12 protein-coding genes, 1 tRNA gene and 1 pseudogene are annotated in these 17,340 nt (G+C 43.0%); 8 read left to right on the forward strand and 6 right to left on the reverse strand.

Going from position 1 to position 17,340, the window contains the following annotated elements; all coding sequences use genetic code 11:
• Positions 1-37 precede the first annotated feature (37 nt).
• Positions 38-820 (reverse strand): NRDE family protein, encoded by a 783-nt coding sequence (locus B2727_RS10650; protein WP_033134136.1) that lies wholly within the window; start codon positions 818-820, stop codon positions 38-40.
• A 110-nt stretch (positions 821-930) separates the two neighbouring features.
• Between B2727_RS10650 and lgt the strand changes: the two genes are divergently transcribed.
• Together lgt and B2727_RS10660 are read left to right on the forward strand one after the other, a co-directional pair.
• Entirely contained in the window at positions 931-1,743 is an 813-nt protein-coding gene (gene lgt / locus B2727_RS10655; RefSeq protein WP_004657788.1) for a prolipoprotein diacylglyceryl transferase, read from the forward strand.
• A 105-nt stretch (positions 1,744-1,848) separates the two neighbouring features.
• A complete protein-coding gene (locus B2727_RS10660) occupies positions 1,849-2,223 on the forward strand; it encodes a hypothetical protein (protein WP_033134137.1) in 375 nt (124 codons plus the stop codon).
• On the opposite strand, the gene wrbA is transcribed toward B2727_RS10660, so the two are convergent.
• Positions 2,220-2,819, reverse strand: a complete 600-nt coding sequence (gene wrbA / locus B2727_RS10665) for an NAD(P)H:quinone oxidoreductase (protein ID WP_033134138.1) — start codon at positions 2,817-2,819, stop codon at positions 2,220-2,222. The genes B2727_RS10660 and wrbA overlap by 4 nt on opposite strands.
• Before the next feature lie 113 nt (positions 2,820-2,932).
• Here wrbA and B2727_RS10670 point away from each other — a divergent pair, with 113 nt between their 5' ends.
• Complete coding sequence (locus tag B2727_RS10670) at positions 2,933-4,183, forward strand: YihY family inner membrane protein (protein ID WP_033134139.1); 1,251 nt, start codon at positions 2,933-2,935, stop codon at positions 4,181-4,183.
• Between the two features lie 26 nt (positions 4,184-4,209).
• Here B2727_RS10670 and B2727_RS10675 read toward each other — a convergent pair whose 3' ends face one another.
• Entirely contained in the window at positions 4,210-5,115 is a 906-nt protein-coding gene (locus B2727_RS10675) for a DMT family transporter (protein ID WP_033134140.1), read from the reverse strand.
• Between the two features lie 107 nt (positions 5,116-5,222).
• Here B2727_RS10675 and B2727_RS10680 point away from each other — a divergent pair, with 107 nt between their 5' ends.
• Positions 5,223-6,023 carry an AraC family transcriptional regulator gene (locus tag B2727_RS10680; RefSeq protein WP_033134141.1) on the forward strand — a complete coding sequence of 267 codons (801 nt, stop codon included), beginning with the start codon at positions 5,223-5,225 and terminating at the stop codon, positions 6,021-6,023.
• Positions 6,024-6,133: 110 nt separating this feature from the next.
• Here B2727_RS10680 and B2727_RS10685 read toward each other — a convergent pair whose 3' ends face one another.
• Both B2727_RS10685 and B2727_RS10690 read right to left on the reverse strand, forming a co-directional pair.
• Positions 6,134-6,775: a fumarylacetoacetate hydrolase family protein gene (locus B2727_RS10685; protein WP_033134142.1), complete on the reverse strand. Its 642-nt coding sequence runs from the start codon at positions 6,773-6,775 to the stop codon at positions 6,134-6,136.
• 33 nt (positions 6,776-6,808) lie between these two features.
• Positions 6,809-7,306 carry a YcxB family protein gene (locus B2727_RS10690; protein ID WP_033134143.1) on the reverse strand — a complete coding sequence of 166 codons (498 nt, stop codon included), beginning with the start codon at positions 7,304-7,306 and terminating at the stop codon, positions 6,809-6,811.
• A 163-nt stretch (positions 7,307-7,469) separates the two neighbouring features.
• On the opposite strand from B2727_RS10690, the gene B2727_RS10695 reads away from it, so the two are divergent.
• Both B2727_RS10695 and B2727_RS10700 read left to right on the forward strand, forming a co-directional pair.
• Complete coding sequence (locus B2727_RS10695) at positions 7,470-8,258, forward strand: hypothetical protein (RefSeq protein WP_227505295.1); 789 nt, start codon at positions 7,470-7,472, stop codon at positions 8,256-8,258.
• Positions 8,259-8,416: 158 nt separating this feature from the next.
• Positions 8,417-9,715 (forward strand): SRPBCC family protein, encoded by a 1,299-nt coding sequence (locus B2727_RS10700; protein WP_033134144.1) that lies wholly within the window; start codon positions 8,417-8,419, stop codon positions 9,713-9,715.
• Between the two features lie 41 nt (positions 9,716-9,756).
• Here B2727_RS10700 and B2727_RS10705 read toward each other — a convergent pair.
• Positions 9,757-9,833: transfer RNA gene (locus tag B2727_RS10705), tRNA-Arg, on the reverse strand.
• Positions 9,834-10,338: 505 nt separating this feature from the next.
• Here B2727_RS10705 and B2727_RS10710 point away from each other — a divergent pair.
• The gene (locus B2727_RS10710) at positions 10,339-15,111 is read left to right on the forward strand and encodes a beta strand repeat-containing protein (RefSeq protein ID WP_033134145.1); all 4,773 of its coding nucleotides are present in this window, start codon (positions 10,339-10,341) and stop codon (positions 15,109-15,111) included.
• 616 nt (positions 15,112-15,727) lie between these two features.
• Positions 15,728-17,340 (forward strand): annotated as a pseudogene (locus B2727_RS10715) (hypothetical protein); the annotation flags it as partial.

The raw sequence follows: 17,340 nt of genomic DNA on the forward strand, positions 1-17,340 counted from the left end.
TTGTTTTATATAGATAATTACGTTATAACATATCAAGTTAAAAATTCAAGTCGACATGCAGGTCAACTACTCGTCCCTGTTGCTCTCCTTGTTGAGATTTCTCCAACCAGTGCCATTCAGTGTCCGTTAATCTTAAGAAATTAGAACATCGTGTCCCATAAATTGGACTTTGAATAAAGGTGGATGACAATAAGGCTTCCATCTCTGGATTGATTCCCGTATCGGGTAACAGATTGGCGATGACTTTACGCTCATCTTCCAAAATATCCCAAGCGGCAGCATCGATTGCGGATTCAGCAATTTGTGCTTGTTGCAACATCGGTAAAAATTCTTGAGTAAAGCGTTTACGCAAATGTCTGTTTTTTTCCCAATCTTCTGACATGAGTCCATTGGACACCACATACACGCCATTGGCAAGCACTTGTGGGGCTTCACCTCGGTTACTCATATAAACGGCTTGCTCAGTATCTCCAACAAACAGATTAAAGCCCGCATACTCCTGTTGCTGTTGTTCCAATTGCCGAGCAAAACGAATCGGGGCTAAATCACTTTCCAAAAAAGATTGAATTAGATGCCCGCGAGAAGTCGTATAACTTTTTTGATCGCGGCCATTACGGAAATTGGTGACAATCGCCCAACGTCCTGATGCTGTCACGCCCATCCACGTCCCGCCAGACTGCAAGTCCTGTCCTGCCACAATGCTACTGTTTTGCCATGCATGCAAGGCAGCACTTGGTCGATGATAAAACTCATCCCGATTTGAAATTAAACACAGCGGCATTTCATCCAACACCTGCCATGCAAAAGCGACAATACACATAAGTCCTTTTTCTCCCACGTTTTGGGACATTGATCTTTCACATTGAATGTACAACATTTTTCACATCATTCCGCTACAATCTGCTCAAAATATAAAATTGAGGAGCAGCGATGCTGACCTATCCAAATATTGATCCAGTTGCGCTGAGCTTAGGACCAGTCAAAGTGCACTGGTACGGGCTGATGTATCTTCTGGCTTTTCTATGCGCATGGGGTTTAGCATCGTATCGTGCTAAACAACGTGATGGCTGGACAGGCGACATGGTGTCAGATCTGGTCTTCTACGGCGCGTTGGGTGTTGTGCTCGGTGGCCGTGTCGGCTATGTGTTGTTCTACGAATTTGGTAAATTTTTAGAAAATCCATTGTGGTTATTCCAAGTCTGGACTGGAGGCATGAGCTTCCACGGCGGCTTCCTCGGTGTGATGATTGCGATGCTGTTTTGGTGTAAAAAATACCAAAAAACATGGTTCCAGACCTTGGACTTTATTGCACCCTGCGTACCAACAGGCTTAATGTTTGGCCGCTTTGGTAACTTTATTGGCGGTGAACTATATGGCCGCCCAGTACAAGACCCAAGCTATCCATTTGGAATGATTTTCCCAACAGATCCACTCGGTTTGGTGCGCCATCCCTCACAAATCTATCAAGCACTGTGTGAAGGTTTGATCCTCTTTATCGTATTGTGGTGGTTTAGCTCTAAACCTCGTCCGCGTATGGCCGTTTCAGCTCTATTCCTTGTCGGCTATGGTATTGCTCGCTTCTTTATGGAATTCTTCCGCGAACCCGATGCAGACCAAGGCTACATTTTATTTGGCTGGATGACCAAAGGCCAGATTCTCAGCTTCCCAATGATTATTATTGGTCTGTGGATGATCTGGTACGCTTACCGTAAAAACATCTATGACTGGCAGTTAAAGAAATAATAAAAATGGGAGCGAATGCTCCCTTTTTTAGGCCAATAATTTAAGCTATTTATCAATCTTTCAAAAACAGCGTATATTGATTCTATTCCTTTCAGGAGAGAGTCGATGCAGCAACAACGTCAGCATCTCGCCCACTTTAAAGTGCATGAGCTGGTTCTTAGCCTCTCTCCCCTACAGTTCAATCCGCAACTGGTCTGCAAAATCGAAAAATCACTTGAACTCAGTTTCATCAACGACAATGAGCCGCATCAGGTATGTTTCGCCAACCAAAACACCGAATTACAAGATGCCTATAAACAGGTGTTTAGCGCAGTTGATCTACTCGATTATCTCTATGCAAGTTTAATCTCAGACCAGCAACGTGCAGAAAAAATACAACTACAGAATCCTGCCTTAGCTCCAATTCCCTATCCAACTGATAATCTTACTTTCTGGAGATTGGTCGCAACTGGGCGGAAATATCGACTTTCGCTGAGTTAAAATTTTCCGGCCAACGCTTTCACCACTTCACCTAAACGCTTGCCTTGTGCTTCACACAAGATTTTCTCATCTTGACTTAAGCTCTGATCATGACGTGGCCCACTAACATGACTGGCACCATACGGTGTTCCACCGTTTTTGGTATTGGACAAGGCTGGAATCGAATTAGGTAGTCCCATAATCAGCATGCCGTGATGAAACAACGGCGGTAACATCGTTAGCAATGTGCTTTCCTGCCCACCATGCATCGAACCAGAAGATGTAAACACACAAGCAGGCTTATGATGCAAAGCACCATTCAGCCATAGGCTAGTGGTTTGATCCCAAAAGTATTTCATCTCACTGGCCATATTGCCGAAACGCGTTGGCGAACCCAAGGCCAAACCCGAACAATGGCTAAGATCTTCTAAAGTGCAATAAATGTCGCCATCTGCTGGAATACTCGGTGCCGCTTCAGTCACAACGGTGGCTAAATTCGGCACGGTACGAATGCGTGCCGTCACCCCTGCAGCTTCAATTCCATCGGCAATCAGATGCGCCATTTGCTTGGTTGAACCATATTTACTGTAATAAAGAACAAGAACGTAAGGTTGCATCACTTTCAAGAATTTTGTTAAAAAGGACACTATACGACATTTTTTACTTTTTGAGCTGTAGTAAATCCTGTGATTAGACAGGATTTTTATTAAAAATAACTAGGATAGAACCCATGATCTTAAATCGTTATCTAAAAAAACTGCCTTTTTTAGAGGAAACATGGTTTCAATTTATTGTATTTGTGTTACGACGTTTTGAAGCCGATCGCTGTCGGGAACAAGCAGGAGGTTTAACCTATACCACCCTGTTTGCAGTCGTGCCGATGCTGACGGTTTTTTTAGTGATTATCTCCTCGATTAAAGCACTTGAACCTGCCAGACAACAACTACAACAGCTGATCTATAGTAACTTTCTACCGAAAAGTACCATTGCCATTGATAAGGCATTAAGTGCTTTTACCGAGAAATCCAGTAACCTGACCATTATTGGTGTGCTGTTCCTGTTTGTCACCACCGTGCTGATGCTGACCTCGATTGAAAATGTATTTAACCGGATTTGGCGCGTTAAGGAGACTCGAACGGGCTTGGTCGGTTTTATGCGTTACTGGACCATTATTTCATTGGGACCCATTATTTTGGGCAGTGCCTTTGTCCTGTCTTCGACCGTCGCATCAATCAATGTACTCAGTAATAACTTTGCGGGTTATCAACTCGATGGTGCTTTTATTCTGTGGTTGATTTCATTTTTATTAACCATTGTCGGTTTCTTTATTTTATATTGGACCATTCCCAATCGAACTGTGCCTGTTTTTTCTGCCTTCATCGCAGCTTGCTTTAGTGCGACAGTCTTTGAGGTTTTAAAACGCTTTTTTGGTTGGGTGATGAGCAACTTCACCAGTTATGAAATCGTGTATGGTGCCTTTGCAGCGGTCCCAATTTTCCTGCTGTGGATATATTTGTCTTGGAACATTATCTTATTGGGTGTCGAAATCAGTTATGCACTCACCGCCTTCCATTCAGGTAAAGAACAAAAGCGTCATCCAATATTAATGATGTTGGATATTCTGGAATTATTTTATAAAAAACAGCAAATCGGACAGAGTGTCAGTGAAAAAGAGTTGTTAAATATTATTGGTCGAGGTGAACTCGGTCGCTTACCGTCTTTTATCTTGCAACTGGAAGCCCAAAACCTGATTATGCGCACGGATAAAGACGAATATGTGTTGGTCCGTAATTTGGCGCAAGTGGATTTCTGGAGTTTCTTCACCGCTCTACCTTATCCACTCCCGTTACGTCCCGATGTTGAGCATATTCATCAGGATGATGAATGGATAGAACGACTCGGCCCTTCTTTGGTTGAAAGTAATGATTATTTAGCAGCCAAGCTTTCCATTCCACTGTCCACTCTGTTTGAACAGAAGTAACTAAAAGACCTCTTTCGAGGTCTTTTTTATTTCCTTAACCAGCCCTGTAAACTCACCACTACAATGCCAAGCAAGACCAACGCAGAACCAATCACAAAGTTCAGCTCAATTTTTTCGCCCAATAACCACACACCAAATGCCATCCCGAATAAAGGTGTCAGGAAGGAAAAGACGCCAAGGCGGGAAGCTAAATAATTACGTAGCAACCAAAACCATGCCAAGAAACTGGCGAAAGAAACCACCAAGGTATGAAAAGCTAAACTGCCCATCACCAATGGGGTGAAATGAATCGTGCCTTGCCCAAGAACCAGAGCCGCGCCAAACAACAGCACAAAACTACCCGCCAATTGATAAAACAAGGTTTGTGTTACGGCAGCTTGCGCAAGCGAAGATAAACGTACGGTAATCGTGGTCGCTGCCCAAGCAATACTGCCTGCCAAAGCGAGCAAATCACCCCACAACATCTGTCGATCCGCAATCGATCCACCTGAATTAGCACGTAAGAACGTCACTACGATCCCTAAAAAGGCAATCCCAATACCTGTCCATTGCAACAGACTGAGACGCTCTGAAGGAAGTTTCCAGTGTAAGCCCAAGGCGACAAAAATCGGTGCGGTATACAGCAGCACCACGGCATGTGAAGCCGAGGTTAGCTGTAAAGCTTGTGCCAATAAAAAAAATTCTAAAGAAAATAGAAAAGCGACCAGTGCACCTGCTTTTAAATTCTGGCGATTGAAAAGTTGACTGGTTTTATCGAGGTAAAGTAAGGGTAAAAGCAGTATGGCGGCAAGGCCCGAACGCAGCGCGATTTGCATTAAGGGCGAAATATCAGGAGCTGCCATTTTTAAAATGACTTGTTGTAGTCCCCAGATCATACACAGTACGATCATCAGACCCGATGCCGTTGCATCTAATGCTTTACGCTCATCCATTGCGCGCTCCTGATTTTATGGTTTGAGCACCAATATAAGACTGTCGTATTTTCATGATATAGTGAAAATACGACAATAGATGCGTATTTTCAGGCAATTCTCATGTTATGAAAAAATCAGCACAACGGATTCAAGATTTTCAGCCAATCTCGACCTACAATGAAATTCCTGCGCCATTATGGCTACAGATTCGGGACGCACCTGCAGAGACGTTTTACCCACAACACGCACACGCTTGGGGAGAATTTATCTATGCTTTTGATGGTGTGTTAGAAGTCAATATTGAGCAAATTCATTACTTAACCCCACCACCTTATGGGATTTGGCTACCACCGCATTTACAACACAGTGGCATCAATCGTAATGAGGTCACGCATTGCACCTTGTACGTGCATGAATCACTCTGTCAAAACATGCCTCAGCAGGCAGGTATCTTATTGTCTGCACCCTTGGTTTCTGCACTGCTCGAACATATCCGCAAACATCCCTTTTCTGAACAAGATCCAGAATATTTACGCTTACTTCAAGTTTTGCTCGATTCACTAACTCATGCGGAGTTGGTTGGTAGTTATTTACCTACAACACAACATCCCGCGCTGGCTAAAATATTGACCCATTTACATGAATTCCCAACGGATAACAGTACCTTGGAGCAGCTTGCACAGATGATCAATATGACTGAACGTACCCTTGCCCGTTATAGCCAAAAAGAATTGGGAATGTCTCTACATGAATGGCGGCAACGTTTAAAAGTGATGAAAGCGATGTCGATGTTAAATCAGGGCAAGACCATTGAGACGATTGCTTTGGACTTAGGTTATGCCAGTTCCTCGGCTTTTATTTATATGTTTAAACGCTGGATGCATTTCACCCCAGACCAGTTTCGTAAACTTTATCAAGGGCGCTAAACCTTTCGTTAGCTCACTCAACTAGACGGACAGCTAAAAAGAAAATCACTTTTTTCAGGCATAAAAAAATGGCGCTGATATCAATTACAGCGCCACCCTTTTATTTCAACTCAGGCTTTTACAAAAGTATCCCAGTCATACTCGCCAGACTGGGTGATCAATTTCATGGTCAATTGATCATTGGCACGTAATGCGCCAACACCAGCAGGCGTACCCGTCATAATGACATCACCAACTTCCAGACTAAACGATTTGTTAATCTCAACAAGTAGAGTCCCTATATCAAAGATCATATCTTTGGTAAAACCGTGCTGACGGTCTACGCCATTGATATTCAAAATCAGCTCTAGCTCTTGCAAGTCACCAATTTCATCTGCTTCAATCCAGTCCGCCAAAATACAGGCGCCATCAAAGGCTTTGGCACGTTCCCACGGTTCGCCCTTGGATTTTAAATCGCTCTGTAAATCACGCAGGGTCAAATCCAGACCTAAAGTGATTGCACCAATGGCTTCTAGGGCTTTGGCTGGATCGGTTTCTTGCGATAAAGGATGTGCAATTTGCAAGCAAATTTCGCATTCATAGTGACACTCACCCAGTTCTTGATTCCAGCTTACACCTTGCGTCAAAGAACCAAGACTGCTTGGTGGCTTAATAAAGAGCAAGGCACGCTCAGGAATGGCATTACCTAATTCCTTGGCATGTTCGGCATAATTTCGACCGACACACACAATTTTTGAAGGACGTGTACTCATGAAAACTCCTTGTTCTTTCAACCGTCGATAAAATTACTTCTTGAAACTATTTTCGAATTTTGTTTGCTCTGCTGAATCGCTAAATGCGCGTTTAGGTACGATCACCACAGTGTGACTTTTTAGCTCTAACATATAAGTCAGCTTGCCAATTGCAAAAGATTGTACTTCTGAATACTGCGCTGTTTGTCTTTTACCTGCAGCATATAGTTCAAAGTGATCTTGATAAAGGTCAATCCCCTGTTCACTTTTACCAAACTGATAGCGTACAAATTGGCGCTTAAACAACATTGGTAACAACCAATAGCGCATAACGGCTTGCATCACCAGAAAAAAAGCGCCCAGTGCAACGTAATAACGTCCAACACCAGAAAAACCTAAATAGATTCCCCACAAAATAATCGCAATACTGATCACCGGGGTTAAAAAGCGGCTAAAGGTTTTTTTGCCAAAAGTGACCAAAGCAAAACCATCTTGTGATTCTTCTAAATTCAAATAATAGCGCACCGATACACTTGGACGTTGTTCAGACATTTTTAATTTCTAACATTTGAAAAAAAACTGACCTATTAGAACATAAATGATTTAATGGGAAATCACATTTATCGCGATTTAATACAAAATTTAAATGTGATGTTTTTTCTCTTTTGGGCACGCCCTTTTATATCAATTTAATTTTATCGATGAATTTAACAGTATGAAAATGATGAAGATGCCACAACAGTTTAGATCTTTGCTGTTTCTTTTAGGTCTTTTGATCACACTCAGTGCCTGTAGCCAACAATCCTTTCTCGAAAAGATTGTACCGCCACAAGAAAAGGCTTTTGCTGAAGATATGTTTAATCAACTCGGCAACAAAAACTATGCAGCCATTGAGAAATATCTCAGCCCAGAACTGCAAGATGAATCGACCCATAGCACTTTGATCCAAATGGCTGGCTTATTTCCTGCTGAGCCCGTTAAAAATATTAAGTTAATTGCAGCCAATAAAAGCTTATTTAAAGATGTTGTCACTTATCAATTAAGCTTTGAATATGAATTTGCGGATCATTGGCTGATAAATAAAATCGTACTCAGTAAACAGGCAGATCAAATCCGTATTATTGGCATTCATGTTGAACCGATTGACCATTCTGTCCAAGCCATGCATGGCTTTACATTTGCAGGAAAAAGTCTACTGCATTATGTCGTGTTTATCCTTGCCATTACGATTCCGCTGTTTTGTATATATGCCTTTATCCTATGCATCAGAACCCCCATGCAAAAACGGAAATGGGTGTGGTTAATTTTTATTTGCTTTGGCTTTATGCAATTTTCACTGAATTGGAGCGATGGCAGTTACGCTTTTCAAATGCTGAGCTTCCTCGTCTTAGGTGCGGGTTACTTCCAGCAAACGGTCTATAGTCCAATTATCTTGCAAATTGCATTGCCACTGGGTGCCATCTTGTTTGTTTATCGCCGTAAAAGCTTAATGGCAGAACAATAAACTTTTCCTAGCCCCGCTCCAGACATCCACTTGAGCGGGTTTTACACAATACGACTATTTTTCATGCATAAAAAAAATTATTAATAAGCAGTATTGATCGCTCAAGTCAGGAGATCAAGTCATTGGATGAAATCACGGATAAAAATCAAAGGAATGTGATGGCTTATTTAAATCGTTTAATCTTGCCCTGTATTTTATTGGGGCTTACACAAACATGTTTTGCACAAATCCTACCATGGACAGACAATATCCCGAGTGCCCTACAACCTTTTCAAAACAGCCCGCAGCTCTTGGCCAGTTATACCCAAAACAATATTTTTATTTACGGTCACCCTGCGACAAAAACAGCGGTACCCACACTAAAAAACAATCCTCAACCCAATGTCAGTTTTAATTCAGCCGCGATCATTGTTCCCGTAAATGCGCAACAAGTGGCCAAAACACTGACCGATTTCAACCACTATGTTGGATTATTCCCAACACTCAAATCGGCGAAGACATTAGAGCAATCAGGCAATACGGTACAAATGAAATATCGGGTCTCGATTCCAACTCCAATTCCCGTACTCAACTTTAATGAAGACGTCACCCTACAACATCAGATCAAACCCAATAGCATTGCCAGTTTGGTGATTGATGCACCGATTCCCTACGGTGTCGGTAAATTTGAATGGTTTGCACTGGACGAGAACCGCACCTTAATCACCTTGACTCAATGGGGTGATTTGAATCAACCCAAAGGATTTATTTTTAAGAAAATTCTCAATGCGATTCCTGAGGTCAAACTTGGGATTCCAAGTAGTAGTAATGCATTTATTTTAGAGTCCTTAAGAGCCCGTTTTATTCAAGCCAATCTTAAGCCACTCAATGCAGGACAAATGCCGAATCCGCAGTTGAATGCAGCTCAACTCAATAAAATCACACAACTGATTCAATCTGCTCAGCAACCTGTCAGTATCCTGCATGCACCGACCACTATGCTGTATACCCATGGCCGAGAATCCATGCGTTTTACCACCACCTATCAATTTTATAAACAACCGACTCAACCCTTACAAAAATGGCTAAGTCCATTGGCCTACCAAGAGTTATTTCCTCGACAAATTAAAAAAGTGGTGACCACCCCCATCCAGAATCAGGCACAAGATGCAGATATTCAAGTCAATGTTGGCCTTGGAGTCATCAATATACCGTTCGCATTTAAATTACGTTTTAATTATCCGCAGACAGATGAAAATAATTTTTATGCCAATGGCGGTGACCTACGTTTTATTAGAGGAAAAATGCAGTTGAGTTCACTTAATCAAGGAACCTTATTGAGCATGACCAGCGCAATGAAAATCGATGAGAAGGCCCCATTCTTATTAAGAGCCATGCGCAGCCTGCCTTATCATGATGTACTTCCTGCGGTGGGTGGCAATGCCGTATTTGTACAAAAAATTAAAGCAAAAACATAAGACACAAAAAAACCGCAATTAAGCGGTTTATTTATTCAAATTGGTGCGCTCAGAGAGATTCGAACTCCCGACCCCTTAGTTCGTAGCCAAGTGCTCTATCCAGCTGAGCTATGAGCGCATATTTGATGGAGCGCATTATACGCACTTCCCCCAAAATGATAAGCCTTTTTTCACAAAATTGCACTTAACTGGCTATAGATTCAGCATTTTGCCACTATTTGAGCAAAACAGCGTCAACTCCTCATTGAAATGGGTGTAAATCTCGCGGTTATCGATACCTGACTTAAACGTTGATTGATTTCAGATGCCCAGTTCTCTCCAAGTGAATGATTACACTTTAAATAACTCATATTTCAGCGATCTTATATTTCCATCGATTCTATAATTTGAATAAAGAATTAAAAAAAATCGCATTCCAAATTAGAACGATAAGCCAGTGATCACTAGGAAATACATCTCTTTGTTTTATCATGTTTTTATAGTCATTTAAAAATATGATACAAAGCACAATATTGACTTTAAATAAACAACCAATAAATACTTATAAATACATTATGAGACAGGAGTCACATAATTATTAAGCTTTAATAAAACAAAATTCCAATAATTATAGGTATATCGACATGTTATTTAAAAATATTTTATCACCAATTACGGGTATTCTTTCTCATTCGAGTAGTAATAGCCAAGCAGCAGTACCGACTGCTGTAAATACGGTATCAACCACAAACCATGTTGTGGTCGAGAGTACTAATATCACCAACAACAATAATGGCTCAAATAATGGTTTATTCAGTGCAATAACAGGAAATGGCAATCAAAATTATGGTGTCGGTGTTGGCAATGGCCAAGATCTTAACGTCCCTCTTCCTTTCACTACAGCTTTTCATGCATTAGGAAACTCTTTTCCTTGGCTTGGAGGTTCGTCACCCATTAGCTCAATCAATACGGCCACAACAACATCTTCGACTCACATCCAAGACAATGACAGCATCAACAATAGTAATACGGGTACTGCTGCAGGTAATGGTAGCAATGGCGGTTTATTAAGTGGTGTTGCCGCAGGCAATGGCGATCATAACTATGGGATTGGTAATGGCAATGGAGATGATGCAAATCTCACCACACCAGTTACGGTGCCTTTTGATGCCTTAGGTAACTCAATCGGTACATTGGGTGGTGGTGCTGTCTACTCTGTCAATAGCACACCAACCAGTTCAACTACCCTCATTCAAGATAATGACAGCACCAATAATAGCAACACAGGTACTGGAGCTGCGGGTAATGGCAATGCAGGTGGTCTACTCAATGGTGTTGCAGCCGGCAATGGAGAGCATAATTACGGTATTGGCAATGGTAATGGCGACGATGTCAGTATCACTGTGCCATGGACCACACCTGTTCAAGCGGCTGGTAATGCAATTATTGGTTTAGGCGGTGCTGATGTTAACACTATAAATACAGCAGCAACGACATCGACTACACAAATTCAAGACAACGACGCCGTTAACAATAGCAACAATGGCACTGCTGCTGCAGGCAATGGCAGTGATGGTGGATGGCTCAATGGGATTGGTTCAGGAAATGGTGAACAAAACTATGGCATCGGCAATGGCAACGGTGATGATGCCAGTATCACTACCCCTGTGACAGCCCCCTTCCAAGCCTTAGGCAACTCAGTTGTGGGCATCGGTGGTGGAGATGTAAACTCAATCAATACTGCTCCAACCTCGACCTCCAATGTCATTCAAGATAATGACAGCACCAATAATAGTAACAATGGAACAGGCGTTGGAGGTGCGGGTAATGGCCTCGGCGGCTTACTGAATGGTGTTAGCGCAGGAAATGACGAACACAATTACGGAATTGGCAATGGCAACGCTGATGACGCCAGTGTCACGGTTCCTTGGACAACGCCAGTACATGTACTTGGTAACTCAGTTGCGGGTTTAGGCGGTGGCGATGTTAGCTCCACCAATACCGCACCAACAACAACGTCAAATATTATTCAGGATAACGATACAACCAACAACAGTAATAATGGCACAGGTCTAGGTGATGTTGGCAATGGTGTCGGTGGTTGGGGCAATGGCCCTGCTGCAGGTAATGGCGAACAAAACTACGGCATCGGCAATGGTAACGGCGATGATGCCGATGTTACTGTTCCATGGACCACACCATTCAATGTATTAGGCAATTCAATTGGTGGAGGAAGTGATAATTCATCTAGCAACTCTGCGCCAACCACAACACTCAATCATGTTCAAGACAATGATACAACCGACAATAGCAATAGCGGAACGACTACGACTGGCAGTTCAGGTAACGGTATCGGTGGTTTGCTCAATGGGGTGAGTGCGGGCAATGGCGAACATAACTATGGCATCGGCAATGGCAACGGTGATGATGCCGATTGGACCTCACCTATAGTTACTCCAATCAATGCGATGGGTAACAATGTCTCTTGGTTTGGCAGTAATGATCCAACCCATACAGGCAATACATCTGTGAATAACGGCTCAACCAATACGACCAATATCGTCGAAGACAATGACCATATCGACCATAGTAATCATGGTACTGGAGTAGGCGGTGCAGGCAATGGCATTGGTGGTCTACTCAGTGGTATTGGTTCTGGTAATGGTGAACAAAACTACGGTATTGGCAATGGCAACGGTGATGATGTCGGTGTAACCACACCCATCACGATGCCAGTCAATGGCTTAGGAAATGAATTCAGCTTCTTGGGCGATGCCAATAACGCATCTCATAACAATGCTTCGACCACCACTACCAATATTGTGCGTGACAATGACAGTACGGACAATAGTAATAGTGGTACAGGTGTAGGCGGCAGCTCAGGTAATGGCATTGGCGGTCTGCTCAATGGCGTAGGGTCAGGCAACGGCGAACATAATTACGGCATTGGTAATGGCAACGGTGATGATGTCGGTGTGGTGATGCCGATTACAACGCCACTCAGTGGTTTAGGTAACTCCTTCTCCGTATTTGGGGACTCAACCACAAGTTCAGTCAACAACTCATCAACCACAGCTGTCAATCATTATGAAGATAATGACAGTACGGACAATAGTAATAGTGGCACAGGTCTACTCGGTGGTTCTGCTGGTAATGGCGTGGGTGGCTGGGCTAATGGTCCTGCTGCAGGTAATGGTGATCACAACTATGGTATTGGTAATGGCATCGGTAATGATTCCAGTGTGGTTGCACCGATTACAACCCCAATCAGTGGTTCAGGTAATGCCTTCTCAATTTTTGGGAATGCCACTTCAAATTCAGTCAATGATTCCTCAACCAAAACCACCAACATCTTCCAAGACAACGATAGTACCAATAATAGCAACAGCAGTACGGGCGTCGGCGGCACAGCAGGTAATGGTGTCGGGGGTGGTTTATTAAATGGAGTCGCTGCAGGTAATGGTGAACACAATTATGGTATAGGCAATGGGATTGCGGATGATGCCAGTGTTGTTGCACCGATTACGACACCAATCAATGCATCCGGAAATGCCTTCTCCATCTTTGGCAACGCCACTTCAAATTCAGTCAACAATTCATCTACAACCACTTCAAACTATTTCCAAGACAATGACACCATCAACAACAGTAATACTGGCGCTAATGGAACTGGTTCAGGTAATGCGGCCAGTGGTGGGCTATTAAATGGTATAGCCGCAGGTAATGGCGAACACAATTACGGTATTGGTAACGGGATTGCGGATGATGCCAGCGTAGTTATGCCAATCACGGTTCCTGTAAATGCATCTGGAAATGCCTTCTCCATCTTTGGCAATGCAACAGCAAACTCAACTAACAACTCATCCACCACAACCAACAACTATGTTCAAGACAATGACTCCACTGACAATAGTAATAGCGGTGGCAATGGTACAGGGGGTGCTGGTGGAGGCCTCCTTGGTCTTGGCGGTTTACTCAATGGCGTAGGTGCCGGTAATGGTGAACACAATTATGGTATAGGCAATGGGATTGGTGACAATGCCAGCATAGTAGCACCGATTGCAATTCCTATTAATTTATCTGGCAATGCAATTTCTTTATTTGGCAGCGCAACAGCAAACTCACACAATAATTCATCTACCACAACCAACAACTATGTTCAGGACAATGACACCACGAACAATGGCAATGGTACTGGCAATGGCTCTGGTGGCCTACTGGGTGGTGTTGGTTCTGGTAATGGCGACCATAATTTCGGTATCGGCAATGGTAACGGTGACGATGCAAGCATCGTGACACCCATTACGATTCCGATTAACTTCTCAGGCAATGCCATCTCAGTGCTTGATTTAAGTGGTCTAAATGGTGAAGGTGAGTTCAATCCATTGAGCCCTGTAACCAATCTTATTCATATTGTGGCAGGTGATGGTGAAGGTGCAACAGGCTTATTAGGAACTGTGACAGGTATTGTTGCTGGCGTCACAGGAGGAATTGGCGGCGATGAAGGTGGTCCTCTAGGCGCAATCACTGGCATCATCGGTGGTATTACTGGCGGTATTGGTGGCGGTGAAGGTGGCCCTCTTGGCGCGATCACTGGCATCATTGGTGGTATTACTGGCGGTGATCTTGGCAATAACCCTGTCACAGGTGTCATCCAAACAGGTATCGATGTGCTTCAAGGTGTTGAAAGCCTAAAAACCGATATCATCAATACAGGTATCACCACTATAGGTGGTGCAATCAGTGATGTTCTTCCTGGCGTTCATCCAGTCACAGACCTCACCAATTTAGGCACCCTTACCTTTGAAACTTCACGGGATACGGTAAACGGAACACTGGAAGCGATCTCTGATTTAGCGGGTGCGGATATTGATGGTGCTGCGAGTTCTCTCACAGGTGTACTTGGCACACTCGTGACCAATGGCTCAACTGCTTCTGGACTGGTTCAACATATTGCAGGTGATCTCACTGATGTTGGTGGCATTATCGGTGCCGTGACTGGTGGTATCGGTGGTGGTGAAGGTGATCCTTTAGGCTCAATCACAGACATCATTGGTAGCATCACGGGTGGTATCAGTGGCGATGGTATTCTTTCTGGTATTGCCCAACCGATCGACATGGTGATTGGCAGTGGTAGTTCGGCAATCAGTAATCTACAAGATAGTCTCGGCGATCTCGCGAGTGGCAATATTATGGAAGGTCTCAACAACCTTATCCATATTAACTATGACAATGGTGGTAGTAGTAACAGTCTAGATAGTCTGCTCACCATAATTACTGGCACACTTTCGACTTCTTCCGGCATTGCTGTCGGTGAACCAAATCCAAATGGGGGAAGCATTACCGATCTCATTTCAGTTTCCTCACCATTAACAAACCTAACCGATCACCTATTCGGCTCACTTCATCATTTTTAAAATACAGCAATACCAAGAAAAGTCACTCTAATCAGTGGCTTTTCTTTTGCAGCTTAATAAAGTTCGTCAGATTAAGATGAGAATATTCCAAAGAGACCACATTTGATTGGTAAGTTTTTTTAAATAACACGTCAATAACAGCATAAACAATACGATTTTAGATTTATTATAATTTTAAAAAAATTAATTAAGAAAAAATTTAAAATATTGATCTTTATTAATTAAATAAAACCGAAAAACACTGGAAATATTTTTTTGCAAACGAGTAACAAATTTTAAAACTTTCTTTCCAGCATCTTCTTCACAAGACATAGATTGCACTCAGATAACACTTTAATTATATGATAAATAAAACTTATCTCGCTATGATAAAAATCCCCTTACCCTTTCAAATAAAATACAAGTGTAAATTTAGTTAAAATTAACAACCAATAAATATATTAAAATTCAACATTTTAAATCCACATTTAACAATCATATTCAAGCCCGTTACAGATTGACAAAATAACTGCCACATATAACACTAAATATGATTAATGTGACTTTAATCACAAAAAAATCATAGCAATTTAATAATTACTCAAAACAACACAACTTTAAAAATATAGGTATCGTTATGCTTTTCAAAAGTCTTTTGTCACCCATTAAAAGTATTACTTCAAGCTTAGTTGATAGTAGTACACCTACATCACACGTTGGCGGTTCAATCCTTGCTCCTTTGTCCTTGTCTACAATTACAAATATCGTTTCAACAAATACCGTAACTCACACGGTAAGCAATCTTACAGGTGGAGCAGCCAACAATCCTATAAGTTCAATTACTAGCGTTCTGGGAAATGTAACAGGTAGTAGTAGCCCAATTTCTACAGTCACAAATATTTTAGGCGGTGTTACTGGCGGGGCAAGTGGTAATCCACTTGGTGCAGTAACAGGCATTCTTGGAGGAATTACAGGCGGAACCGAGGGTGGTCCGCTTGGTTCAGTCACAAGCATTATTGGTGGTATTACGGGTGGAACAAATGGTGGTCCACTTGGTGCAGTGACTGGAATCATTGGCGGTATTACCGGTGGAACTGAGGGCGGCCCACTTGGTACAGTCACAGGAATTATCGGTGGTATTACGGGTGGAGCAAATGGTGGTCCACTTGGTGCGGTAACTGGAATCATTGGCGGTATCACCGGTGGAACTGAGGGCGGCCCACTTGGTGCAGTCACGGGAATCATTGGCGGTATCACCGGTGGAGGTGAAGGCGGTCCACTTGGTGCAGTGACTGGAATCATTGGCGGCATCACTGGTGGTGACCTAGCGAACAACCCAGTCACAGGTATTGTTCAAAGTGGTATTGATGTCCTTCAAGGGCTTGAGAGTTTAAAAACCGATATCATCAATACAGGAATTAATACTGTTGCTGGCACGGTCATTAGTGCAGTGCATCAATCTGAACACCCAATTGGAGACCTAGCAAATCTGGGTACCCTCACTTTTGAAACTTCTCGCGATACGGTAAACGGTACACTAGAAACCGTCTCCCACCTTGCTGGTGCAGATATTGGCGGGGCAATTGGTTCTGCAACAGGTGTCATTGGTACACTGGTGAATAATGGGTCTACTGCATCAGGTCTGGTTCAACATATTATAGGGGATGTAACCAACATTGGTAGCACAGGTCCATTAGGTTCTATCACAGGCATCATCGGAGGGATTACTGGTGGTATCGGTGGTGGTGAAGGTGGCCCTCTTGGTGCGATTACTGGCATCATCGGCGGAATTACTGGCGGTATTGGCGGTGGTGAAGGCGGTCCTCTTGGCGCAATCACGGGCATCATCGGTGGGATTACTGGTGGTGATCTTGGCAATAACCCTGTCACAGGTGTCATCCAAACAGGTATCGATGTGCTTCAAGGTGTTGAAAGCCTAAAAACAGATATTATCAACACAGGGATTACTACAGTAGGTGGCGCAATTAGCGGTGTCCTTCCGGGTGTCCATCCAGTCACAGATCTCACCAATTTAGGTACCCTCACCTTTGAAACTTCTCGTGATACAGTAAACGGTACTTTAGAAGCTATTTCTGATTTAGCAGGTGCGGATATTGGTGGTGCTGCGGGTTCACTGACTGGTGTAGTCGGTACATTAATTACCAACGGTTCAACTGCTTCTGGTCTGGTTCAGCATATTGCTGGTGACCTCACTGATGTTGGTGGCCTCATCGGCGGTGTGACTGGTGG

Source organism: Acinetobacter sp. UBA991 (assembly GCF_002292065.1).
Classification (GTDB): Bacteria; Pseudomonadota; Gammaproteobacteria; order Pseudomonadales; family Moraxellaceae; genus Acinetobacter; species Acinetobacter higginsii.